The organism is Streptomyces cyslabdanicus, assembly GCF_052663305.1.
In genome coordinates, this window is sequence record NZ_JBQRUW010000002.1 from 341,808 (window position 1) to 365,052 (window position 23,245).

Consider the following 23,245-nt stretch of genomic DNA (forward strand, 5'->3'; position numbering starts at 1 on the left):
AAGGTGTTCGTATGACTACCGGGGTTCGCCGCAGGATGGGAGTCGAGGAACGACGGCAGCAGTTGATCGGCGTCGCCCTCGAACTGTTCAGCCGCCGCTCGCCCGACGAGGTCTCCATCGACGAGATAGCGTCGGCCGCGGGCATCTCGCGCCCGCTGGTCTACCACTACTTCCCGGGCAAACTCAGCCTGTACGAGGCCGCGTTGCAACGCGCCTCGGCGGATCTGGCGAGCCGGTTCACGGAGCCGCACGAGGGCCCGCTGGGGGTGCGGCTGCTGCGGGTGATGCGCCGGTTCTTCGACTTCGTGGACGAGCACGGGCCCGGCTTCTCGGCCCTGATGCGCGGCGGTCCGGCGGTGGGCTCGTCGAAGACGAACGCGCTCATCGACTCCGTGCGGCAGGCCGCGTACGAGCAGATCCTCTCGCATCTCGGGATCGGGGAGCCGCCGCCCGCGCGACTGGAACTGGTCGTCCGCTCGTGGATCTCACTCGCCGAGTCGACGGCGCTGATCTGGCTGGACGGCCGGCGCATCCCGCGCGCCGAGCTGGAGCTCCAACTGGTGCACGACTTCGGCGCGCTCGTCGCGGTCAGCGCCGCCCACGACGAGGAGATGGGCGTACTCATGCGCCGCGTCTTCGCGGACGAGCCGGCCGAGGGCCCCTTCATGGACCTGGTCGGCCGGCTCGTCCGACTTGCCTCCTAGCGCGACTTCCCGGCAGCACTTCCCAGCCGCGCGCCAGGCGTCGAACCGCTAGTTCCTGAACACCGCGACCGTACGCGCCGGGACCGTGAACGTCCCGGTCGCCCTCTCGTACGACGAGGTCTTCACCACCGGATCGGCGCCCGCCGTCTGCGCCGGGTGCAGCCGGTAGCCGGTGCCCGCGAGCTCCGCGACGCGCTGCCGCTGCCGTTCGGGCGTGGCGTTGAACACCACGACCAGGTCACCGAGCCTCATGGTGATCACGCCGGGCGTCTCGTCGCCGCCCGACAGCGGGAAGGACAGCTTCTGCTGCACCTGCGCGGCCGTGGCCAGGGAGAAGGCCCCCTCCGTGGTGCGGATGCGCAGCAGGTCCCGGTACGCGGCCGAGGCGCCCTGGATCTGCGGGCAGCCCACCGTGACGGAGGCGAGCAGCGGCGTGGCGTAGGGCCACTTGTCCTGGTTGTCGGCCGCCATGGGCAGCCCGCGCCCGAAGCCGTTGCCGTCGGCGCAGTTCCAGTGGACGGCGTTGAACCAGTCGCCGCTGTCGTAGGAGTTGCGGTCGAGGGACTTCGAGCGCAGCAGGTCGGTGCCGGCCTGGGACAGTGCGGGACCCTGCGACAGCGTGGCCGTCGCCATGGCCAGTACCTGCATGCGGGCCCGGTCGTCCGCCGAGGTGTCCTTCGGCAGCTTGTAGGCCAGGGCGTCGAACAGCGACTCGTTGTCGTGCGCGTCGACGTAGGCGAGGGCGTCGCCGGGGGCGTCCGCGTACCCGGCGGGCGCGCCGTTGTAGTCGACCTCGGCGCCGGTGACCTGCTTGCCGCCGGTGTCGGTGAAGCGGTACGCGGCGAGGTTGCCGCTCAGTCCGACCTTGATCAGGTCCTGGTAGTGCAGCAGGCGGGCCTTCTGCTCGGCCGTGGTGCCGTTGCTCGCCGAGGAGTTGGGGTCGGTGTAGAGGCCGGAGGCGAAGCCCTGGACGCCGGGGTCGTCGTCGAAGGGGCCGCCGCCGCGTACCGCGTCACGGGCCCGGTCGGAGAAGGTGGCGATGCCGGTGCCGGCCATGTTCTTCTGCGTGGCCTGCACGAACCTCGCGTCGTCGGCGATCTCGCCGAAGTTCCAGCCCTCTCCGTACAGGATGATGTTCCTGCCGTCCACGCCGTCCTTCTTGAGCGTGAGCGCGTCGAGTGCCTTGCGCACGGCGAGGATGTTGGCCTTCGGGTGGTGGCCCATGAGGTCGAAGCGGAAGCCGTCGACCTTGTACTCCTTGGCCCAGGTGACGACCGAGTCGACGACGAGCTTGCCCATCATGGCGTTCTCGGGCGCGGTGTTCGCGCAGCAGGTGCTGTCGGCCACCGAGCCGTCGGCGAGGAGCCGCTGGTAGTAGCCGGGGACCACCTTGTCGAGGACGGAGGTGTCCGCCTGGCCGCTCGCCGCCGTGTGGTTGTAGACGACGTCCATGACGACCCGCAGCCCGTCCTGGTTGAGCGCCTTGACCATCTGCCGGAACTGGACGGTACGGGCCGTGCCGTCCGGGTCGGTGGCGTAGGAGCCCTCGGGGACCGTGTAGTGGTAGGGGTCGTAGCCCCAGTTGTAGGCGTCCTGGGCGGCGGTCCGCGCCACGCAGGCCTGCTGCTGGTCGGAGTCGGCCGGGTAGGAGGCCAGGTCGCACTCCGGGGTCGCCTGGTCGGCCTTCCTTTCCGGGATGGTGGCGATGTCGAAGGCGGGCAGCAGGTGCACGTACGAGGTGCCGGCCTTCGCCAGCTCCCGCAGGTGCCGGGAGCCGTCGCTGTTCTGGTCGGTGAAGGCCAGGTAGGTGCCCTGGTCCCGGGCCGGGACCGTCCGGTCCGCGACCGAGAAGTCCCGGATGTGCAGTTCCTGGATCCGGGCGTCCCGCAGCGGTACGGCCTTGGGCTTGGCCAGGCCCGACCAGCCGCTCGGGGCCAGTGCCTTGTCGTCCAGGTCGACGACGAGGCTGCGCTCGGAGTTCGCGGTGAGGGCGACCGAGTAGGGGTCGGTGACCTTGTTGGTGACGACCTTGCGGACGGTGGGCGCCCAGACCTTCACCACGTACCGGTAGGGCTTGTTCTTCCAGGACGCGGGCCCGGTGACGGACCAGACGCCGGTGCGGTCGTCGCGCTTCATGGCGACCGTGGAGCCGTCGAGTTCCAGTGCCACGTGCTGCGCGGTCGGCGCCCACACGGCCAGTGTGGGACGGCCGTCCCGGAAGGTCGGCCCGAGGTCGGCGCCGGTCGCGTCGTACAGGTCGTCCAGGACGCCGGCGATCTGGACGCCCGTGGCCGCAAGGACCGCGCCGTTCACGGCCCGCTGCGAGGCCACGATCTGTCCGCCGAGGGCCTGGCGCACCCGGTCGCGGTCGCGCGGGTCGACGGACCAGGCGGTGTAGTCGCTCAGATGCGGGAACTTCGCCTTCTGCGCGTCGGTCAGCGTGGTCCTGGACAGCCGCAGCCAGCGCTCGTCGTCGCTGGTCAGCGTCCCGTCCTGGACGGTGATCGAGCCGTCGTGGGAGTAGACCAGCTGGGTGGAGGCGGCGCCTTCCGCTCCGTTGAAGGCCACCGTGTCCCGGTCGATCCAGACCGCCTTGGATGTGGTGAGGTCGAGGGCGCCCGCGCCGCCGACGGGCTGCGGCAGCAGGGGCTTGTCCTGGCCGCTCATCAGCCAGACCTCGTGGCCGTTGGCCGCCGTGAGGTCCAGGGACTGGTCGGTGGGCAGGTCCTTGTCGTCGCCCTTGTGGACGATGTAGTTGAGGCTGGTGGCACCGTCGGTGAGCGGTACCTCGAAGACCGCGCCATAGGAGTCAGTCTTGACCGGCCGGAGCGGTTTCGACCAGTCGGTGGGGTCGGCGGCGCCGGTCCACACGTGCAGGCCCCAGCCGTCGTAGTCGCCGTCCGGGCGGTGGTAGTGGAGGACCGCCCTGGTCGTGTCCTGCGCGGGGTAGTCGGCCGTGGGCCGCTCGGTCCGTACGGCCTCCTCGCCCTGCTCGACCCAGACCTCGCCCGTTCGGGTGACGTCGATGGACCGGTCGGCGGAGACGTCCTTGGTGCCGTCCTTGTCGATGACGAGGAAGCCGACGTCAAAGGCGCCCGGCTTCAGCCTGACGTAGGCGAAGGCGCCGTAGGCGTCGCGGCCGGTGAAGGGGTGGCTGTCCGGCCAGGTGGTCGACTCGCCGTCGGCGAGGTCGCCCCACGCGTACAGGCCCCAGTTCGCGTAGTCGCCGTCGGCGCGCTTGTAGTGGACGATCGCGTAGTCGCGGGAGGCGGCGGTGGGGACCTCGGGGGCGGGCGGGGTGCCGGTGGTGGAGGTGGCGGTCGCGGTCGCCGTGCGGCCGGCGGAGTCGACGACGACCGCCTTGTAGCGCAGGGCGGTGCCGGCCGGGACGGTCGCGGCCAGGTTCTGGGTGACCTTGTAGGGGGCGTGGTCGGCGGTGCCGAGCACCTGCCAGGGGCCGTTGCCGACCTGGGCGGCGAACACGACCCGGTCGAGCTGCCCGCCGGTGACGTCGGCGTCCAGCTCGACGGTGCCGGTGGCGCCGGCGGCGGGGGCGGTGAGGGTGACGTCCGGCTTGGTGGCGGGCCGGTCCAGGGGGCCGGCCGCCTTGAGGACGACGGCGGATCCGGCGGGGACGGTGACGGTGACCTTGCGGTCGGCGTCGGAGGTGACGGCGGCCCTGGTGCCGTGGATGCCGCGGTACGTCATCTTCGCCGAGCCGGTGGCGAAGGTCGCCGTCCTCGCCTGGTCGGCGTTGTTGAAGGCGACGACGTACTCGGCCCCGCTCCTGGCGTCCGTGCGGGTGACGGCGTAGACGCCGGCGCCGTCCGCCGCGTACCGCTCGGTCTGGACGCCGTCCGTCAGCGCCGGGTTGTCCTTGCGGAGCTTGGCCAGATCGGCGATCTGCCGGTAGAGCGGCGCGGTGCTGTCGTAGGCGTCGCTCGCGTGGGTGCGGTCGGTGCCGATCTGCTCGTCGGCGAGGTAGTCGGCGACCTGGGAGGCGAACATGGTCTGGCGGGCGTCCTTGTCGCCGCCGGAGCCGGTGAAGCCCTGCTCGTCGCCGTAGTAGACGACGGGGTTGCCGCGGCTGAGGAACATCACCTCGTTGGCGAACCTGTCCTTGGCGAGCAGTTCGGCGTCGGTCGCCTCGGGGTTGTCCTGCTTGAGGAAGTACCCGATGCGGCCCATGTCGTGGTTGCCGAGGAAGGTGACCTGCTCGTAGGCGTTGGCCTTGTCGGTCGTGTACTTGTAGTCGTCGCCGAAGACGCCCGCGAGCCGCTTCGCGCTGCCGCCCTGGGAGGCGTAGGCGCGGACCGCGTCCTGGAAGGGGAAGTCGAGGGTGGCGTCGAGGCGGCCCTCGGTGACGTAGGGAGCGTTGTCCGAGGTGTCGGAGGAGTAGACCTCGCCGAACATGAAGAAGTTCTTACGGCCGTGCTGCGCGGCGTACGTGTCGAGCGCGGTCGCCCACTGGGTCCAGAACTCCATGTCGACGTGCTTGACGGTGTCGATGCGGAAGCCGTCGACGTCGAAGTCCCGCACCCAGCGCTGGTAGATCTTCTCCATGCCGCTGACCACCTCGGGACGCTCGGTCCACAGGTCGTCGAGGCCGGCGAAGTCGCCGTAGGTGGAGTTCTCGCCGGTGTAGGTGGAGTCACCGCGGTTGTGGTACATCGTCGGGTCGTTGAGCCACGACGGGACCTTGAGGTTCTTCTCGGCGGCCGGGACGACCGGGGTACGCGGGAAGGAGGAGGTGTCGACGGCGGGGAACTTCGTGCCGCCGGCGGCGTGGTCGGCGTCGTCGAAGGGGCGCCCGTCCTTCGTCAGGTACGGGAAGGCGCCCTTGGAGAGGTACTCGTGGGAGCCGCCCGCGTAGTCGATGACGTCGGCGGTGTGGTTGGTGATGACGTCGAAGAAGACCTTCATGCCCTTGGCGTGCGCCGCGGAGATGAGGGTTTCGAGGTCCTTGTTGGTGCCGAAGTGCGGGTCGACCTGGGTGAAGTCGGTGATCCAGTAACCGTGGTAGCCGGCGGAGGCGTCCTTGCCCGTCCCCTGCACGGGCTGGTTCTTGAAGATCGGCGCCAGCCAGATGGCCGTGGTACCCAGGCCCTTGATGTAGTCGAGCCGGTTCGTCAGGCCCTTGAGGTCGCCGCCCTGGTAGAAGCCCTTGTCGGTGGGGTCGTATCCGGTGACGAGCCGTGAACCGGTGAGTCCGCCCCGGTCGTTGGCGGTGTCCCCGTTGGCGAAACGGTCCGGCAGGACGAAGTAGAACTGCTCGCGGGTGCTGTCGTGCCGGGCGGGCTCGGCTGCGAGCCTCGCGTCCGAGGGCGGCGGGGGCGGCTGTTCGGCGGCCCGCGCCGTCAGCGGCGGGAGGAGGGCTGCGGCAATCGCGGCCGCGGTGACGGCGGCGACGCGTCTGCCTGACGGGGTGCGGCGCCGCGAGGGCGCCGGCCATCTCGGTATCACGGGATGAACTCCTTGGCGGTACGGCTCACTTGAATGCGGCCCCTCGCTCCGGCTGCGACGCCGCCGCCGGGCGTGGGCGCGACCGTATCGCCTGCGCAAGGCTTACAGCAAGACCCCTGAAACTCACAGCAACTCTTTTCAACCCGGAGGTCGAGCCGGTATCTCGTCCGGCTCGACCGGCCGCGGGAGCGGGCGCGGGGTCGTCAGCAGCTCGACTTGCCGGCGTAGAGGGCGAGGGCGGTGTTCGGGGCGACCGACGCCTGGAACCAGCCGTTGCCGTCCACCGTGACGGTCCTGTTGCCCTGCACGTCGCAGTAGGTCCCCGCGGGCAGCGAGGTGTGGTAGGAGCGGTCGGCCGTCGTGTTCTCGTGGTTGACGACCACGTAGCCCTTGCTGCCGCGGCCGAAGGTGATGAGGTTGTTGCCGTTGTCCCACCAGTCGGTGACCGGCTGGCCGTGGGTGGCGTTGCGGAAGGCGACCATGGACTTGATCTCCGGCCAGGCGTGCTGGCACTTCCAGCCGTCCTGCCAGCAGGCGTCGACCTTGCCGCCGTTGGGCGGACCGGCGTCCGCGTTGGACCACTCGTAGCCGGAGTTGATGTCGGGGGCGCCGTAGGGCCAGGCCAGCATGAAGACGTTGGCCAGGGTGTAGTTGGCACCGCTCTTGTAGTTGAGCGTGGCGCCGTTGCGTTCGGTGTCGTGGTTGTCGACGAAGACAGCGGCCGCCGAACTGCCCAGATAGCCCCAGCCCTCGCCGTAGTTGTTCAGGTAGGCGAGCTTCTCGTTGTTGAAGACCCGCTTGAGGTCGTAGGCGTAGCGGAACTCCTGGACGTCACCGGTGCCGGTGTACTCGGTCGGCTGGATCGGCTCGCCCGCGCCGTGGATGAACTCCTGCTTCCAGTAGGCGGAGCGGTTGGTCAGACGCGACTTGATGTTGGCGAGGTCGGCCGCCGGGATGTGCTTGGCCGCGTCGATGCGGAAGCCGTCGGCACCCAGGGAGAGCAGGTCGTTCATATAGCCCGCGATGGCCTGACGGACGTACTCCGAGCCGGTCCTGAGGTCGGCGAGGCCGACCAGTTCGCAGTTCTGGACGTTCCCGCGGTCCTGGTAGTTGGTGATGTCGGCCCTGCAGTCGTTGAAGTCGTTGTTCGAGTACAGGCCCGGGTAGTTGTACTTGGTGTACGACGAGCCGCCGGTTCCGGTGCCGCTGCCCGCCGACATGTGGTTGATGACCGTGTCGACGACGACCTTCACACCGGCCGCGTGGCAGGTGTTGACCATGTTCTGGAAGGCGGCGCGGTCGCCGAGCCGGCCGGCGATCTTGTAGCTCACCGGCTGGTACGACGTCCACCACTGCGGGCCCTGGATGTGCTCGGCGGGCGGGGAGACCTGGACGTAGCCGTAGCCGGCCGGGCCGAGGGTGTTCGCGCACTCCTTGGCGACCGAGGCGAAGTTCCACTCGAAGAGGACCGCGGTGACGTCCTTGGTACCGGGTGGGGAGGCGGCGGCGGGGGTCGTGAGGGCGAGCGAGGCGCCTGCGGCGAGGGCGGCCGCGGACGCAAGGGCTCTGCGGGGGGTCATGTGGGGGTTCCTTCGTCGTTGAAGGCTCTTGCTGAAAGGTTCAGCAAGTCGATGACCCCGGATGGTAGAAGGCCCGCTGCCTCAACGGGCAGCGGGCCGCGGGGAGTTGATGTGAAACTGTGACCTGTCCCCGTCAGGTCGCCGAGGTCAGGCCGTGGTCCACCACACCGTCGTGTCGGACGGGATCTTCGCCTCGCCGTCCGCCTCCGTCACCTCGCCGCTCGTGAGCAGCACACGGCCGTACGCCGGGGTGGTCACCGACTCGCCGGTCGTGTTCGCCACGCAGACGAACTCTCCGCGCCGGAAGGCGAGGACGCCCTCGGGCGCGCGCAGCCACTCCACCGCGTCGCCGGCGCCCAGGTCGGCGTGGGCACGGCGGGCGGCGAGGGCCGCGCGGTACAGCTCCAGGGTGGAGCCCGGCACGCCTTCCTGGGCCTGCACGCTCAGCCGGCCCCAGTGCGCGGGCTGCGGGAGCCAGGTGCCCCCGCCGCCGAACCCGTAGGAGGAGCCCTCGCGGGTCCACGGGATCGGCACCCGGCATCCGTCGCGGAACCCGTCCTGGCCCTCGCCCCGGAAGTACGCCGGGTCCTGGCGCACCTCGTCCGGCAGGTCCACGACGTCCGGCAGGCCCAGTTCCTCGCCCTGGTAGACGTACGCCGAGCCGGGCAGCGCCAGCATCAGCAGCGTGGCCGCGCGCGCCCGGCGCAGGCCCAGCTCGCGGTCGCCGGCGCTGCGGATCTGGGTGCCGAGGCCGGGCGGGTTGGCGAAGCGGGTGGCGTGCCGGGTGACGTCGTGGTTGGACAGCACCCAGGTGGCCGGGGCGCCGACCGGGCGCATGGACTCGAGGGTGCGGTCGATGACCTCACGGAGCGGGTCGGCGTCCCAGTCGGTGCCCAGGTACTGGAAGTTGAACGCCTGGTGCAGTTCGTCGGGGCGCACGTAGTTCGCGGTGCGCTCGACGGTCGGGGTCCACGCCTCCGCGACGAAGATCCTCTCCTCGTCGTACTCGTCGAGGATGTGCCGCCACTGGCGGTAGATCTCGTGCACGCCGTCCTGGTCGAAGAACGGCATGACATCGTTGCCCAGCAGCTTCAGCTGGTCGTGGGAGCCGAGGTCGGGCAGGCCCTCGGCCTTGACCAGGCCGTGGGCCACGTCGATGCGGAAGCCGTCGACGCCCATGTCGAGCCAGAACCTCAGGATCGAGCGGAACTCGTCGCCGACGGCCGGGTGGTCCCAGTTGAAGTCGGGCTGCTCGGGCGCGAACAGGTGCAGGTACCACTCGCCCGGGGTGCCGTCCGGCTCGGTGACCCGGGTCCAGGCGGGGCCGCCGAAGATGGACTCCCAGTCGTTGGGCGGGAGTTCGCCGTCCGCGCCCTTGCCGGGGCGGAAGTGGTAGCGGTCGCGCAGCGGGGAGCCGGGGCCCTCCGCGAGCGCGCGCTTGAACCATTCGTGCTGGTCGGAGGAGTGGTTGGGCACGATGTCGACGATGACCCTCAGGCCCAGCGCGTGGGCGTCGCGGATCAGCGCGTCGGCGTCCAGCAGGTTGCCGAACATGGGGTCGACGGCACGGTAGTCGGCGACGTCGTAGCCGGCGTCGGCCTGCGGGGAGGCGTAGAACGGGCTGAGCCAGACGGCGTCCACACCGAGGTCGCGCAGGTACGGCAGGCGGGAGCGTACGCCTTCCAGGTCGCCCATGCCGTCGCCGTTGCTGTCGGCGAAGCTGCGCGGATAGACCTGGTAGATCACCGCGTCCCGCCACCAGTCGCGGCGCGGGGCGACGGTGGTGGCAGCCGCTTCGGAGAGGGGGGATTCGGCCGGGAAGTGCTGCTTGCTCATGGCGTCCTTGGTGCGTCGGGGGTGCCCCGGCTCGGGCGAGGGCGAGAGCTCGGGGCGCTTGCTTGTCATGGGTGCGGGCGACGGCGTCCGGGTGAAGAGGCGCGCGGGAGCCGTTGTCCGGCGCGTGTGGGGGTCAGCCCTTGGTGCCGCCCGCGGTGAGGCCCGTGACGAGGTTTTTCTGGACAAGGTAGAAGAAGACCGACACGGGAATCGCGATCAACACCGCGGTTGCGGCCATGTAGTTCCACTGGGCGTCGTGCTCGCTGACGAAGCTCTGCAGGCCGACCGCGAAGGTGTACTTGGAGTCGTCCAGCATGAAGGTGGTGGCGAACGCGACCTCGCCGACGGCGGTGATGAAGTTGTAGAAGGCCGCGACGGCCAGTCCCGGGCGGGCCAGGGGCAGGATGAGCCGTACGAAGGTGCCGAAGGGGCTGAGCCCGTCCACGCGTCCCGCCTCGTCGATCTCGAAGGGGATGGTGTCGAAGTACCCCTTGAGCAGCCAGGCGCTGTAGGGGACGGCCGTGGTGCAGTTGATGACGATCAGGGCCCAGTAGGTGTCGATGAGACCCACCTGGCTGAAGATCTCGTACATCGGCACGATCAGGATGGCGATCGGGAAGGCCTGGGTGAGCAGCAGCACCCACATCAGCGGCTTGTAGCCGGGGAACCGCATGCGGGAGACCGCGTAGCCGGTGCTGGCGGCGACGAGGACGCCGATCAGGGTGGTGCCGAGGGCCACGATCATCGTCGACTTGAGCCAGTCGAAGAAGGCGGTGTGCTGCAGCACGAAACTGTAGTTGGAGAAGGTGAGCCTGCCGAAGATCTTGCCGGGGTGCAGGTAGTCGTCCTTGTCCGGGCCCAGCGACAGGAAGAACAGCCAGGCCACCGGGGCCAGCGCGACGAGGCTCGCCACGGCGAGGCCGCCGTGCAGCAGGACGACACCGAGCCGGCCGGACTCGCCCCGCCGACGGGTCCGCCGCGGGGACGAAGCGGCGGGGGCCGGCCCGGCCGGTGTCTTCTCGAGGGTCGTGGTGCTCATGGCGGCGGCTCCTGCGGCGTCAGACGGCGAGCTGGTCATTGCGCTTCAGCCAGCGGAAGTAGAAGGAGGTGAAGACGGTGAGGATCGACAGCAGCAGTACGCCGTACGCGGCGGACTGGGCGAAGTCGCGCGGCTGCTGTCCGAAGCCCAGGCGGTAGGCCCAGGTGACGAGGATCTGGGCGTCGGGCGCGCTGGTGGTGCCGAACAGCAGGAAGATGATGACGAACTGGTTGAAGGTCCAGATGATGCCGAGCAGCACCACGGTGGAACTGACCGAGCGCAGACCGGGCAGCGTGACGTGCCGGAACCGCTGCCAGGCGTCCGCGCCGTCCATCTCCGCGGCCTCGTAGAGGGTGGAGTCGATGGACTGCAGGCCGCCGAGCAGGGAGAGCATCATGAACGGCACACCGCACCAGGTGTTGACCATGATCGCGGCGAAGCGCTGCCAGAAGGTGTCCTCCAGCCAGTGCGGCTGCGGCAGATGGAGCGCGCCGAGGATCTGGTTGACCGCCCCGGAGTCGGCGAGCATGATCCGCCAGGAGAAGACCGTGACGAAGGTCGGCACGGCCCAGGGCAGGACCAGCAGCAGCCGGTAGAAGGTACGGCCGCGCAGCTTCTGGTTGAGCATGAGCGCGAGGCCGAGGCCGATGGAGTAGTGCAGGAACACGCAGGCGGCCGTCCAGAAGACGGTCCACAGGAAGTGCGACCAGAACCGGTCGTACGCGGTCGGGCCGAAGAGGATGTCCTGGTAGTTGTCCAGCCCGATGAACTTGTAGGTGGCCTCGATGTGGTTGACGCCGATGGTACGCGCCGAGTTGAGGCTGTTGGCGTCGGTGAGGGTCAGGTAGAAGCCCCGCACCAGCGGGTAGCCCACGATGCCGCCGAGCACGACGATCACCGGTGCGATCATCACGTAGGCGTACCAGTACTTCTGGAAGCCGTTCTTCAGGCGCTGCCCCAGCCCGGGCCGAGGCGCGCGGTCACCGCGGCGTTCGCCGGTCGCGCGGTCGATGGCGACTGTCATGGTTCGACACCTTTTGCAAGATCAGGGAGTGGGGCCGGGCGCGGCCGGTGGCCGCCGGAGTCCCCCCGTCGTGGGAGGACTCCGACGGCCACGCGGGCTCACTTGCTGAAGTCGGGGACCAGCTTGGAGATCTCGAGTTCCGCGTTGCTCAGGCCCTTGTCCAGGGACTCCTTGCCGGCGGCGACCTTGGCCAGCTCGGTGTCGAGCGGGCCCCACAGGGAGCCGTACTCCGGCAGCGCCGGGCGCGGCTGGGCGGCGGGCAGGACGCCCTGGTAGCCGGCGATGCCGGGGTCGGCCTTGACCTCGTCGGTGTAGGCGTCGTCGCGGGTGGGCAGCGTGGAGTTCTTCAGGGCGATGGTCGCCTGGGACTCCGGCGAGGTCATGAACTTCACGAACTTCAGGGCCGCGTCCTGGTGGGCCTTGTCCGAGCCGGCGTAGACCGACAGGTTGTGGCCTCCGGTCGGGGCGCCCGCCTTGCCGGCGGAGCCGCCCGGGACGGTGGCGATGCCCAGGTTGGACTTGTCCTTGAAGGCGGAGCCCCCGTAGAAGTTCGTGATCTCCCAGGGGCCCTGGATGATCGCGGCGACCTTGCCGTTGATGAACGCGTCCTGGATGTGGGCGTAGGCGTCGGCGGTGGTGTCGGCCTTGTGCAGGCCCTTGCCGTCGAACAGGCCGAGCCAGGTGCCGTAGGCCTTCTTGGCGGCCGGCGAGTTCATGGTGATCTTCTTGGCGTCGGCGTCGACGGTGTCGGTGCCCTCGCCGAAGAGGAAGCTCTGGGCGTAGTAGGCCTGGGTGGAGCCCCAGTAGCCGTCGACGCCGGTCTTGTCCTTGATCTTGGCGGCGGCGGACTTCAGCTCGTCCCAGGTCTTGGGGGCCTCGGTGATGCCGGCCTTCTCGAACAGGGCCTTGTTGTAGACCAGGGCCAGGGTGTCGGTGACGAACGGGACACCGTAGGTCTTGCCCTCGTACTGGGCCTGCTTGATCAGGTTGGGCTGGAACTTGTCCTGGTCGGCGAGGGCCTCGGTGCCGTCCAGCGGCACGAAGTAGCCCTTCTTGGCGAAGGCCGGGGTCCAGCCGACCTCGGAGCGCAGCACGTCCGGGGCGCCCTTGGAGCCGGCGGCCGTGTCGAACTTGTTCTGCGCCTGGTCGAACTGGACATTGACGTACTTGACCTTGATGCCCTTGTTGGCCGCTTCGAACTGCTTGGCCAGGGCCTGGTACGTCGGTGCCTCGTTGGTGGCGTTGGACGTGTCCCACCAGGTGATGGTCACCGGACCGTCCGACTTCTCGCTGTCGCTCCCGCCGCACGCCGTCGCCGCGAGGGCGAAAGACGCCACCAGGGCGGTGGCCGCTATGCCACGCCGCATGAGTTCTCCTTGAGGGTTAAGCCCGTGAGCAGGGAACGGCCCCGTCCGCCGCCCTGCGCCTTCCGGCCGCGCCATTGCCGCCGCCGGGCGACCGAGAACGTAACAGCGTTGCAAGCTTCGCGAAAGACCTTGCAGAAAAAAAGTGCAAGAAGACGGGCGGGTTACCACTTCGTGACCTCTGTGGGCGGGCCCCACGGCCCTGATTTCACGCGGGCAGGCGGCCCGTCGGACACTTGTGCAAGACTCTGCAAGCCCTTGCCAGACCGTGGTGGGGGAGGAATCATCCCGTTGCGGACCGGACGCCGAGACCCGGACGCCGACCGGCCGCCGACCGAACACGAGGGATCGCGATGACGCAGCAGCCCGCAGCGGGCCGTTCAACGGCTCGCACCAGGCGCCCCGTCGGTGTGCAGGGCGGGGGCCGGCCGGTACAGTCCGGTCATGTGACCACACGGCTTGCCGACATCGCCGCCCAGGCGGGGGTGAGCGAAGCGACCGTCAGCCGCGTCCTGAACGGAAAGCCTGGTGTCGCCGCCACCACCCGCCAGTCCGTGCTCGCCGCCCTCGACGTCCTCGGCTACGAGCGCCCGGTACGGCTGCGGCAGCGCAGCGAGGGCCTGGTGGGGCTGATCACCCCGGAGCTGGAGAACCCGATCTTCCCGGCGCTGGCCCAGGTCATCGGCCAGGCGCTGACCCGGCAGGGCTACACCCCGGTGCTCGCCACCCAGACGCCCGGCGGATCCACGGAGGACGAGCTGACCGAGATGCTGGTGGACCGCGGGGTCGCCGGGATCATCTACGTCTCCGGTCTGCACGCGGACACCACGGCCGACATGGAGCGCTACGAGCGCCTGCGCGCGCAAGGCGTGCCCTACGTCCTCGTGGACGGCTTCTCCCCCAAGGTGCAGGCGCCGTTCATCTCCCCCGACGACCGGGCCGCGATGACCCTGGCGGTCACCCACCTCGCCTCCCTGGGGCACACCCGCATCGGCCTGGCCCTCGGCCCGAAGCGCTTCGTCCCGGTCCAGCGCAAGATCGAGGGCTTCGTCCGCGCCGTGCGGGACCAGCTGGGCCTGGCCGCGGACGTCGTCGAGTCGCAGCTCATCCAGCACTCCCTCTACACCCTGGAGGGCGGCCAGGCCGCGGCCACCGCGCTCATCGAACGCGACTGCACGGCGATCGTCTGCGCCAGCGACATGATGGCGCTCGGCGCGATACGGGCGGCCCGGCAGCGCGGCCTCGAGGTCCCCCGGGACGTCTCCGTGGTGGGCTTCGACGACTCCCCCCTGATCGCGTTCACCGACCCGCCCCTGACGACGATCCGCAAGCCGGTGCCGGCGATGGGCCAGGCGGCGGTGCGCACGCTGCTCGAGGAGATCGGCGGGACGCCCGCGCCGCACAGCGAGTTCGTGTTCATGCCGGAACTGGTGGTGCGCGGTTCGACCGCCTCGGCCCCCGGGGACCGCCCTCGTCCGTGAGGCGGAGGACATGCGACGGGAACCCGACCGGGGGATGACCGGCGGGCGAACGGTTTTCTGGCAGACTCTGTGCCTATGGGTGACTCGACCGTGACACGCCGGGATGGCCGGGAAGGCCGGGAAGAGACCGTTCCCCACCTCGCCACGGACGAGGAGGCCCCCACCGTCCTGGAGCGGCTGCGCACCCCCCGTCGCCCGCGGCTCTGGTTCGAGATCCTGCTGATCGCGGTGAGTTACTGGACGTACTCGCTGATCCGCAACGCGGTCCCGGAGCAGAAGGGCAAGGCGCTGCGCAACGCGGACTGGGTCTGGAGCGCCGAGCACCAGCTCGGCATCGCCGTCGAACACTCGGTCAACCATGCCGTCGACTCGGTGACTTGGCTGATCATCGGCATGAACTACTACTACGCGACGCTGCACTTCGTGGTCACCATCGGCGTCCTGGTGTGGCTCTACCGCACGCACCCGGGCCGCTACGCGGCGGCCCGGCTCACCCTCTTCGTGACGACGGGCGTGGCCCTGCTCGGCTACTACCTGTACCCGCTGGCGCCCCCGCGCCTGATGACCGGCGGCCACTTCGTCGACACGGTCCAGGTCCACCACACCTGGGGTTCCATGGCCTCCGGCGACCTGAAGAACATGTCCAACCAGTACGCCGCGATGCCGTCCATGCACATCGGCTGGTCCCTGTGGTGCGGGCTGACCCTCTTCGCCCTGTGCACGGTCCCGTGGCTGCGCGTCCTCGGCCTGCTCTACCCCGTGGCCACCCTGGTCGTCATCGTCGCCACCGCCAACCACTTCTGGCTCGACGCGGTCGGCGGCGTCCTGTGCCTCTCCTTCGGCTTCACGGTGGCCCGCCTCTGGTACGGGGCGCTGCCGCACGCCCTGCCGCGGCGGACGCCTGCCCTGCGGCCGGCGCAGGCGCAGGCGTAGGGCAGGCCCAGGCACAAGCGGGGGCCTGCCTGCGCACCCCCCACCTCTCACGCGCCGTAGAACAGCTCCTCCATGACTGCCCGGGCCCGGCGGGTCGTTCGCCGGTACGCGTCGAGCATGTCGCCCGCGTGCCCCGGCCCATACCCCAGGTACCGGCCCACCGCGGCCAGCTCCCGCGGCTCGGTGGGAAACGTGTCCCCCGCCCGCCCCCGGACCAGCATCACCGCGTTGCGCACCCGTGTGGCCAGCACCCACGCCTCGTCGAGGGTCGAGGCGTCCTCCGGGGACACCAGTCCCGCCTCCCTGGCCGCCGCCAGCGCCTCACGCGTGCGCGTGGTCCGCAGCGACGCCTCTTTGGCCGCGTGCCGCATCTGGAGCAGCTGCACGGTCCACTCCACGTCGGACAGCCCGCCCGGCCCCAGTTTGGTGTGCAGCTTGGGATCGGCGCCGCGCGGCAGCCGCTCGGACTCCATCCGGGCCTTCAGCCGCCGGATCTCCCGCACCGCCTCCTCGCGCAGCCCGCCGCGCGGATAACGCAGCGGGTCGACCAGCTCGACGAACCGCCGCCCCAGGTCCTCGTCCCCGGCCACCGGTTCGGCCCGCAGCAGCGCCTGCGACTCCCACACCAGCGACCAACGCCGGTAGTACGCCTCGTACGACCTGAGCGTCCGCACCAGCGGGCCGGACTTCCCCTCGGGGCGCAGATCCGCGTCGACCAGCAGCGGCGGATCCGCGCTCGGGATCTGGAGCAGCCGCCGCAGCTCGGCGACCACCCGGGACGCGGCCTCGGCGGCCTCCCGCTCGTCGGCGCCCTCCCACGGCTCGTGCACGAACAGCACGTCCGCGTCCGAGCCGTAGCCCAGCTCGTGCCCGCCGAACCGTCCCATGCCGATGATCGCGAACCGGGTCGGCAGGGTGTCCCCCCACTCCTTGCGCACGACCGCCCGCAGGGTGCCGGCCAGCGTCGCCGCCGTCAGGTCGGACACCGCGCCGCCCACCCGGTCCACGAGCGCGCCCTGGTCCGCCTCGGCGGGCTGGGCCTCGGTGCCGTAGGTGCCGACGATGTCGGCGGCGGCGGTACGGAACAGCTCCCGCCGCCGTACGCCGCGCGCCGCCGTGACGCCCTGCTCGGCGGTCTCCGCACGGCGGACGGCGGCGAGGACCTCCTGCTCCAGCTGGGCGCGCCCGCGCGGTTCGAGGCCGCCCGCGTCGCCGTTCCCCAGCAGGGCCACCGCCTCCGGTGCCCGCATCAGCAGGTCGGGGGCCAGCCGCCCGGCCGACAGCACCCGGGCGAGGTTCTCGGCGGCGGCCCCCTCGTCGCGCAGCAGCCGCAGGTACCAGGGGGTCTTGCCGAGCGCGTCCGACACCTTGCGGAAGTTCAGCAGCCCGGCGTCCGGGTCGGCGGAGTCCGCGAACCACCCCAGCAGCACGGGCAGCAGGGTCCGCTGGATGGCCGCCTTCCTGGTGACGCCGGAAGCCAGCGCCTCCAGGTGGCGCAGGGCCGCGGCCGGATCGGCGTACCCGAGCGCGACCAGCCGCTCCCGCGCGGCCTCCGGCCGCAACCTGGCCTCGCCGGGAGCGAGTTGGGCGACGGCGTCGAGCAGCGGCCGGTAGAACAGCTTCTCGTGCAGCCGGCGCACGACACTGGTGTGTCGTTTCCACTCGCGGGTGAGCTCGGTGATCGGGTCGCTGCGCAGGCCGAGCGACCGTCCGAGCCGGCGCAGATCGGCCTCGTCCTCGGGGACGAGGTGGGTGCGCCGCAGCCGGAACAGCTGGATGCGGTGCTCCAGGGAGCGCAGGAACCGGTAGGCGTCGTCGAGTTGCACGGCGTCCACGCGGCCGACGTACCCGCCGGCGGCCAGCGCCTGCAACGCGTCCAGGGTGGAGCCGCTGCGCAGCGAGCGGTCGGTGCGCCCGTGCACCAACTGAAGCAGCTGCACGGCGAATTCGACGTCGCGCAGACCGCCGGGACCGAGCTTCAGCTCACGCTCGACCTCGGCCACGGGGATGGTCTCGACGACGCGGCGGCGCATCTTCTGCACGTCGGCGACGAAGTTCTCGCGCTCGGCGGCCTGCCAGACCAGCGGGTCGAGTGCGGCGATGTACTGGCCGCCCAGCTCCAGGTCGCCGGCCACCGGGCGGGCCTTGAGCAGCGCCTGGAACTCCCAGGTCTTGGCCCACCGCTGGTAGTAGGCGACGTGGCTGCTGAGGGTGCGCACCAGCGGCCCGTTGCGGCCCTCGGGCCGCAGGTTGGCGTCGACCGGCCAGATCGAGCCCTCCACGGTCGTCTCGGAGCAGATCCGCATCATGTGCGAGGCGAGCGCGGTCGCGGCGCGCAGGGCCTTGACCTCGTCGGCCCCGTCCGCGGCCTCCCCGACGAAGATCACGTCGACGTCGGAGACGTAGTTGAGTTCGTGGCCGCCGCACTTGCCCATCGCGATCACCGCGAGCCGGCACAGCGCGTCGTCCTCGGGCGCGGCGGCCCGCGCGAGCCGGAGCGCGGCGCGCAGGGTGGCGGTGGCGAGGTCGGCGAGTTCGGCGGCGGTCTCGGCGACATCGGTGGTGCCGCACACGTCGCGGGCCGCGATGGACAGCAGGCAGCGCCGGTAGGCGACGCGCAGCGCGACCGGGTCGCCGGCCTCGGCGAGCCCCTGCTCGAACTCCGCCACGCCCGGGTGCAGGTCGCGCGGCTCGTAGGTGACCAGCGCCCGCCAGTCGCCGGCGTGCCGGGCGAGGTGGTCGCCGAGCGCGGCGGAGGCGCCGAGCACGCCGAGCAGCCGGTCGCGCAGCGGCTTGGCCGCTATCAGCGTGTCGAGCAGCTCGCGGCGGGCCTTGGACTCCGGCTGCGCCTCCAGCAACCGGACCAGACCGCCCAGCGCGAGGTCCGGGTCGGCGGTGGCGCCCAGCGCCTCCAGCAGCACCGGGTCGTCCCGGAGCGGGGCGAGGTCCGGGCCCTCCAGCAGCCGCTCGGCGTCCGAGGCATGGATGAAGCCGTGCCGCAGCAGCCGCGTGAAGGTACTGCTCCTGCGTCCCGGCGCCGTCATCCCGGCCTCCCGTCGGATCAAGCCCGTCCTGGCCAGAGCCTATCCGCACTCCCGGCCCGGGGCCCTGACGGCGGACCCGCCTTCCCCCGCCGGTCGAAACCGGACGGCACCGGCAGGTGCTTCTCCGGGCCGACGCCGGCGGCCACCGGAGTGCAGCCACCCGCACACGTACCGTGAAAGTCACGAAAACGTAGCGGACATATCACGCACCAACCTTCACAGCAGTCACACGCGTTGGCTAGCGTGCCCGGCGGGCACCCCGTACCCCCGCCGGCGAACAACGCCGGGACGGGTGGCCCGCGCCGAGTCCGGTGCGCTTCACGGCAGCCGGAGCCGGGGACCCAACTCATCCCTGGGGTGAATCGGTCCCGTACACGCGTCCCCCACAGCGTGCACGGGACGGTAGGGCAGCCCTTCCGACCACCCGCCCGAACCCGACAGCCAACCCGGTAGGCGGTCCGTGGAAGGAGTCGCCACCCTTGGCGTCGCACCGCAAAGCCCGGCCCACGGCGACCCGCATCGCCGGACTGCGCACGTCCCCGGCCCTCGGTCTGACGACCGCGGCCCTCACCTCCGTGGCCCTGCTGTCCCAGACGGCGAACGCCGCGCCCGCGCAGCCCGGCAGACCCAGCCTCGAAGAGGTGCAGAAGAGGGTCGACGACCTCTTCCACCAGGCCGAAGTGGCCACCGAGAAGTACAACGCGTCGAAGGAGAGGACCGCCACGCAGCGCCAGCGCGTGAACGGCCTCCTCGACGACGTGGCGAAGCGTGCCGAGAAACTGAACGAGGCGCGGAACGAACTCGGCTCGTTCGCCGCCGCCCAGTACCGCACGGGCGGAATCTCCGGCACCGCGACGCTGCTGCTCGCGAAGGACCCCCAGCAGTACTTCGCCCAGGACCATCTGATGAGCCAGCTCACCGAGCGGCAGAAGAAGGCCGTGGACGACTACCAGACCGCGCAGCTCGCGACGGCGAAGAAGCGCACCGAGGCGGCGGGGATCCTGGAGTCGCTGACCACCTCGCAGAACGAGCTGAGGACCAGCAAGCAGGACGTCCAGCAGAAGCTCACCGAGGCACGCCGGCTGCTGTCGACGCTGACCGCCGAGGAGAAGGCGCGGCTGGCGGCGATCGAGAAGAAGAAGCAGGAGGTCGCCCGGCAGAAGGCCGCGGAGCTGGCCCGCCGGCAGGCGGCGGAGGAGGCGGCGGCGGCGAAGAAGCGCCAACAGGAGGAGGCGGCGAAGAGCTCCGACGCGCAGGCGAGCAGCGGAACGGGCGCGGACACGAGCGCCGGATCGAGCACGGGTACGGGCACGAGCACGAGCGCCGGATCGAGCACCGGCTATGCCGCCAAGGCCGCCAAGGTCATCGACTTCGCAAGGGCCCAGATGGGCAAGCCGTACGTGTGGGGCGCCTCCGGCCCCGACTCGTACGACTGCTCCGGGCTCACGCAGGCCGCCTGGAAGTCCGCCGGGATATCACTGCCGCGCACCACCTGGGACCAGGTGGGGGTCGGCACGACCGTCCCCGTCTCCGAAGCCCAGCCCGGCGACCTGGTCTTCTTCTACGACGACATCAGCCACGTCGGGATCTACATCGGCGACGGCATGATGATCCACGCGCCGCACTCGGGCGCGAACGTCCGCGAGGAGTCGATCTACTACATGCCGATCCACAGCGTCGTCCGCCCCGCGTGACGCGCGTGCCGGACGCCTGGTGCTGGCACCGGACAGGGAAGGGCCCGCACCCGAAGGCGCCGGCCCTTCGCTGTCGGCATGCGGCGGGTGGGGCCGCGGCGCACGCTGGTTCTTGTACCTGCCGGAGGCGGGAGGCCGCGCGGGCGGACAGTGGAGGTGCGTCGTCCATGTGCCGTTGGCTTGCCTATGCGGGGACACCCGTACTGCTCGATGACGTCCTGTACCAGCCGGACCACTCGCTGATCGACCAGAGCCTGCACTCGCGGATGGGCATGGAGACGACCAACGGCGACGGGTTCGGCATCGGCTGGTACACGCCGGAGGCCGACAGCCCGGCGGTCGTGCGGGACACCGGCCCGGCATGGAACAACCGCAACCTGCGGGAGATAGCGCAGCACGTCCGGTCACCGCTGTTCTTCGCCCACATCCGGGCCTCGACCGGCACGGCGGTGCAGCAGACCAACTGCCATCCCTTCCGCCACGGCCGGTGGATGTGGATGCACAACGGCGCGATCAACGAGTTCGACAGGCTCAGGAGGGAACTCTGCCTGGCCGTCGACCCGGGGCTCTTCTCCCGCATCGAGGGATCGACGGACTCCGAGGTGATGTTCTTCCTGGCCCTCACCTTCGGCCTCGACGACGATCCGCCGGGCGCGGTGGCACGCATGGCGGGGTTCGTCGAGCGGACGGGCCGCGAGCAGGGCGTGCGGCACCCGCTCCAGATGACGGTCGCGGTCTCCGACGGCGACCGGACCTGGGCATTCCGCTACTCCAGCGAAGGTGCCTCGCGGAGCCTCTTCTACAGCACCCGCTTCGACGCCCTGCGGGTGCTCCACCCCGACGTCACGTTCCCGCGGGGGCTGTCGGAGGAGTCCCGCCTGATCGTGTCGGAGCCCCTCAGCAGCCTCGCCGGCGCCTGGAACGAGGTTCCGGAGGGCAGCTACGGCGCCGTTCGCCCGGATTCGGACATCCTGCGCCCCTTCGAACCCCAGCCCGCGTAGACCGAGGGCGTTCCGGTCGCTGCCCGAAGACCTGTAGCGCCCCCACGCCCCGGCCCCGGCTTCCCTTGCCTCGTCAGGGCCGCGGGACCGGGGCACCGTGCTGAACAGGCATCGCCCATCCCAGCCGAGCGCTACAGCACCGGCAGATGCTTCTTCAGCTCGAAGGCCGTGACCTCCGAGCGGTACTCGTGCCATTCGGCGCGCTTGTTGCGGAGGAAGAGGCGCGGGTCGGGAGCGACCTCGCGCGATCAAGGCTGGCCCAGTTCAGACCAGTAGCCGGGCAGTCGTCGTTGGTCTTCGTTGGTCGCTGTCGGCCGCCCTTCGACGGCCCACAGACGGCCCCGCAGGGCGACCCGGCAGATTTACAGCGGGCTCATTACGCAACTTCTGAGCAGGCCATTTCCCATGCTGAGCCCCCAGCGGGGGACGTCTGGGGGAAGCCGGGCGCTCCGGGGCGTCCACCACGGCAGGCGGGCACGACCCGGTAGCCGACGACCCCGGCGTTTCCCAGCGCCGTCGTCGCCGTCCCGTTCATCTCGGTCGTGTCGGCGGTGCTGCGCGCCGTGCCACGGTGTGCGGCCCGGTCACGCAACCGCACACCGCGGTTTCAGTTTGTGCTTTCCGTCAAGCCTCTAGGAGGCCGCCGATTCAATCAATCTCATGCACAATACCCGCAAGATTGTAAAACTCGAAGCGTCGCTCGGTTAAGCGATTTCCCTTGAATGCGGAATGTTGAAGGCCCAGGACTTGACCTGGGCCTATTTGGTCGATCCTCCATCATTGCGTAAGCGCCGAGCAGGCAGGGTCTAATGGCCAACGCCGCTGTTGTTGCTGCGGTTATGTATGTGCAGGTGGATGTGGGTGTGGCCGCCGCCTTGGCCGCCCCTTTGGCCGCCGCCGTAGCCGCCGCCGTAGCCGCCGCCATGGCCGCCGTGGCCGCCGTGGCCGCCGTGGCCGCCGCCGGGGTCGCCGTAGTCGCTGCTGTAACCAGAATGGTGACCCTGGTCGTAGCTAAAGTCATGCGCCGAAGCAGTCCCCGCCGCGCCGCCGCCCGCCCAGGCTCCACGGGCGAGCGGCGCGACCACGGGGCCCCACTGACGTTTTCTCAGCGAAATGATCTACGCGAAGCGTCATGAACCACTCGATGCGTGAGCAGGCCGGACGAGCTGGGCCCGGCCGTGGACAGACGTAAAGCCCCTGGTAGGACAGGTCTCACCACAAGATCATGTCCGTAACCACCAGAGGCTTCACGTTGGTCACCTATGTTGCCACGCTCGATGTCCCGCGCCACGTCGTGGACCACCTCTCGCGTCTGCTCGCTGCCCACCGCCGCCGAATCGGCACCCCGCGCGGCAGCCGCGCGCTCGGCTCGTTCCGCCAGGCCGTGCTGGTCCTGCGCTGGTTCCGCGAACGCGGCTGCGTCCACTGCCTGGCCCGCGACGCTGGCATCTCCCAGGCCACCGGCTACCGCTACCTGCACGAAGGCATCGACGTCCTCGCCGCCCAGGCCCCCGACCTGCACGAGGTCCTGGACCGCTGCCAACAAGAGGGCATGACCCACGTGATCCTCGACGGCACGCTCATCGAAACGGACCGCCTCGCCGGCGTCCGCGACAACGGCAACGACCTGTGGTTCAGCCAGAAGCACAGGGCATTCGGCGGGAACGTACAGTTCCTGTCCGCCCCGGACGGCGCCCCGTTGTGGGTCTCCGAGGTGGAGCCCGGCTCCACCCCCGATATCACCGCCGCCCGCATCCACGCGCTCCCCGCGCTGTACAAGGCGGCGGCCGACGGCCTGCCCACCCTGGCCGACAAGGGCTACATCGGCGCCGGCATCGGCATCCTCGTCCCCGTCCGCCGCCCGAAGGGCCGGTCCGAACGGGCCCTGGACGCCGATACGCGCACCACGAACAGCCTGATCAGAGGCGTCCGAGCTCTCGGTGAACGTGCCGCAGCCGAACTCAAGCAGCGCTGGCGCACCCTGCAGTACATCACCCTCAGCCCCAGCCGGATCGGCGACATCGCCCGCGCCGCCCTCACCCTCAACAGAATCTGGAAATGACCACCGCTGAGAAAACGTCA

Annotated in this window: 14 protein-coding genes, 1 pseudogene and 1 riboswitch; of the genes and pseudogenes, 6 read left to right on the top strand and 9 right to left on the bottom strand. The window is 70.4% G+C overall.

From position 1 onward, the window contains the following. The first annotated feature begins 11 nt into the window (after positions 1 to 11). Positions 12 to 704: a TetR/AcrR family transcriptional regulator gene (locus tag ACTYVM_RS02135; RefSeq protein ID WP_445524234.1), complete on the top strand. Its 693-nt coding sequence runs from the start codon at positions 12 to 14 to the stop codon at positions 702 to 704. 48 nt (positions 705 to 752) lie between these two features. Here the strand turns inward: ACTYVM_RS02135 and pulA are convergent, their stop codons facing one another. The 6 genes from pulA to ACTYVM_RS02165 form a co-directional block, all read right to left on the bottom strand. After that, on the bottom strand, positions 753 to 6,167 hold the full coding sequence (pulA, locus tag ACTYVM_RS02140; protein WP_445524235.1) for a pullulanase-type alpha-1,6-glucosidase: 5,415 nt from the start codon (positions 6,165 to 6,167) through the stop codon (positions 753 to 755). Between the two features lie 203 nt (positions 6,168 to 6,370). Continuing rightward, entirely contained in the window at positions 6,371 to 7,747 is a 1,377-nt protein-coding gene (locus tag ACTYVM_RS02145; RefSeq protein ID WP_445524236.1) for an alpha-amylase, read from the bottom strand. Positions 7,748 to 7,894: 147 nt separating this feature from the next. Further along, entirely contained in the window at positions 7,895 to 9,583 is a 1,689-nt protein-coding gene (locus ACTYVM_RS02150; RefSeq protein ID WP_445524257.1) for a glycoside hydrolase family 13 protein, read from the bottom strand. A 133-nt stretch (positions 9,584 to 9,716) separates the two neighbouring features. After that, positions 9,717 to 10,622 (bottom strand): sugar ABC transporter permease, encoded by a 906-nt coding sequence (locus tag ACTYVM_RS02155; protein ID WP_445524237.1) that lies wholly within the window; start codon positions 10,620 to 10,622, stop codon positions 9,717 to 9,719. 19 nt (positions 10,623 to 10,641) lie between these two features. Further along, a complete protein-coding gene (locus ACTYVM_RS02160) occupies positions 10,642 to 11,646 on the bottom strand; it encodes a carbohydrate ABC transporter permease (RefSeq protein ID WP_445524238.1) in 1,005 nt (334 codons plus the stop codon). 98 nt (positions 11,647 to 11,744) lie between these two features. Beyond that, the gene (locus ACTYVM_RS02165) at positions 11,745 to 13,013 is read right to left on the bottom strand and encodes an extracellular solute-binding protein (protein WP_445524239.1); all 1,269 of its coding nucleotides are present in this window, start codon (positions 13,011 to 13,013) and stop codon (positions 11,745 to 11,747) included. Between the two features lie 443 nt (positions 13,014 to 13,456). On the opposite strand from ACTYVM_RS02165, the gene ACTYVM_RS02170 reads away from it, so the two are divergent. Both ACTYVM_RS02170 and ACTYVM_RS02175 read left to right on the top strand, forming a co-directional pair. Further along, positions 13,457 to 14,491, top strand: coding sequence for a LacI family DNA-binding transcriptional regulator (locus ACTYVM_RS02170; RefSeq protein WP_445524240.1), 1,035 nt, complete (start codon positions 13,457 to 13,459; stop codon positions 14,489 to 14,491). Positions 14,492 to 14,566: 75 nt separating this feature from the next. Then, positions 14,567 to 15,424, top strand: a complete 858-nt coding sequence (locus ACTYVM_RS02175; protein WP_445524241.1) for a phosphatase PAP2 family protein — start codon at positions 14,567 to 14,569, stop codon at positions 15,422 to 15,424. 47 nt (positions 15,425 to 15,471) lie between these two features. On the opposite strand, the gene ACTYVM_RS02180 is transcribed toward ACTYVM_RS02175, so the two are convergent. After that, on the bottom strand, positions 15,472 to 18,468 hold the full coding sequence (locus tag ACTYVM_RS02180; RefSeq protein WP_445524242.1) for a bifunctional [glutamine synthetase] adenylyltransferase/[glutamine synthetase]-adenylyl-L-tyrosine phosphorylase: 2,997 nt from the start codon (positions 18,466 to 18,468) through the stop codon (positions 15,472 to 15,474). A gap of 290 nt (positions 18,469 to 18,758) precedes the next feature. After that, a riboswitch (cyclic di-AMP (ydaO/yuaA leader) is annotated at positions 18,759 to 18,939 on the top strand. Positions 18,940 to 18,947: 8 nt separating this feature from the next. Between ACTYVM_RS02180 and ACTYVM_RS02185 the strand changes: the two genes are divergently transcribed. Continuing rightward, on the top strand, positions 18,948 to 20,162 hold the full coding sequence (locus tag ACTYVM_RS02185) for a C40 family peptidase (protein ID WP_445524243.1): 1,215 nt from the start codon (positions 18,948 to 18,950) through the stop codon (positions 20,160 to 20,162). A gap of 167 nt (positions 20,163 to 20,329) precedes the next feature. Continuing rightward, positions 20,330 to 21,163 carry a class II glutamine amidotransferase gene (locus ACTYVM_RS02190; protein ID WP_445524244.1) on the top strand — a complete coding sequence of 278 codons (834 nt, stop codon included), beginning with the start codon at positions 20,330 to 20,332 and terminating at the stop codon, positions 21,161 to 21,163. Positions 21,164 to 21,294: 131 nt separating this feature from the next. Here the strand turns inward: ACTYVM_RS02190 and ACTYVM_RS02195 are convergent. Then, positions 21,295 to 21,381: pseudogene (locus ACTYVM_RS02195) on the bottom strand (glutamine synthetase); the annotation flags it as partial. 588 nt (positions 21,382 to 21,969) lie between these two features. Next, positions 21,970 to 22,248, bottom strand: coding sequence for a hypothetical protein (locus ACTYVM_RS02200; RefSeq protein ID WP_445524245.1), 279 nt, complete (start codon positions 22,246 to 22,248; stop codon positions 21,970 to 21,972). A 167-nt stretch (positions 22,249 to 22,415) separates the two neighbouring features. Here ACTYVM_RS02200 and ACTYVM_RS02205 point away from each other — a divergent pair, with 167 nt between their 5' ends. After that, on the top strand, positions 22,416 to 23,225 hold the full coding sequence (locus ACTYVM_RS02205; protein WP_445524258.1) for a transposase family protein: 810 nt from the start codon (positions 22,416 to 22,418) through the stop codon (positions 23,223 to 23,225). Positions 23,226 to 23,245 lie beyond the last annotated feature (20 nt).

Excerpts from the sequence above, each read along its gene's own strand:
- ACTYVM_RS02160 (WP_445524238.1), bottom strand. The coding sequence starts at position 11,646 with ATGACAGTCGCCATCGACCGCGCGACCGGCGAACGCCGCGGTGACCGC.
- ACTYVM_RS02190 (WP_445524244.1), top strand. The coding sequence starts at position 20,330 with ATGTGCCGTTGGCTTGCCTATGCGGGGACACCCGTACTGCTCGATGAC.
- ACTYVM_RS02135 (WP_445524234.1), top strand. The coding sequence starts at position 12 with ATGACTACCGGGGTTCGCCGCAGGATGGGAGTCGAGGAACGACGGCAG.
- ACTYVM_RS02150 (WP_445524257.1), bottom strand. The coding sequence starts at position 9,583 with ATGAGCAAGCAGCACTTCCCGGCCGAATCCCCCCTCTCCGAAGCGGCT.
- ACTYVM_RS02155 (WP_445524237.1), bottom strand. The coding sequence starts at position 10,622 with ATGAGCACCACGACCCTCGAGAAGACACCGGCCGGGCCGGCCCCCGCC.
- ACTYVM_RS02180 (WP_445524242.1), bottom strand. The coding sequence starts at position 18,468 with ATGACGGCGCCGGGACGCAGGAGCAGTACCTTCACGCGGCTGCTGCGG.
- ACTYVM_RS02165 (WP_445524239.1), bottom strand. The coding sequence starts at position 13,013 with ATGCGGCGTGGCATAGCGGCCACCGCCCTGGTGGCGTCTTTCGCCCTC.
- ACTYVM_RS02145 (WP_445524236.1), bottom strand. The coding sequence starts at position 7,747 with ATGACCCCCCGCAGAGCCCTTGCGTCCGCGGCCGCCCTCGCCGCAGGC.
- ACTYVM_RS02175 (WP_445524241.1), top strand. The coding sequence starts at position 14,567 with ATGGGTGACTCGACCGTGACACGCCGGGATGGCCGGGAAGGCCGGGAA.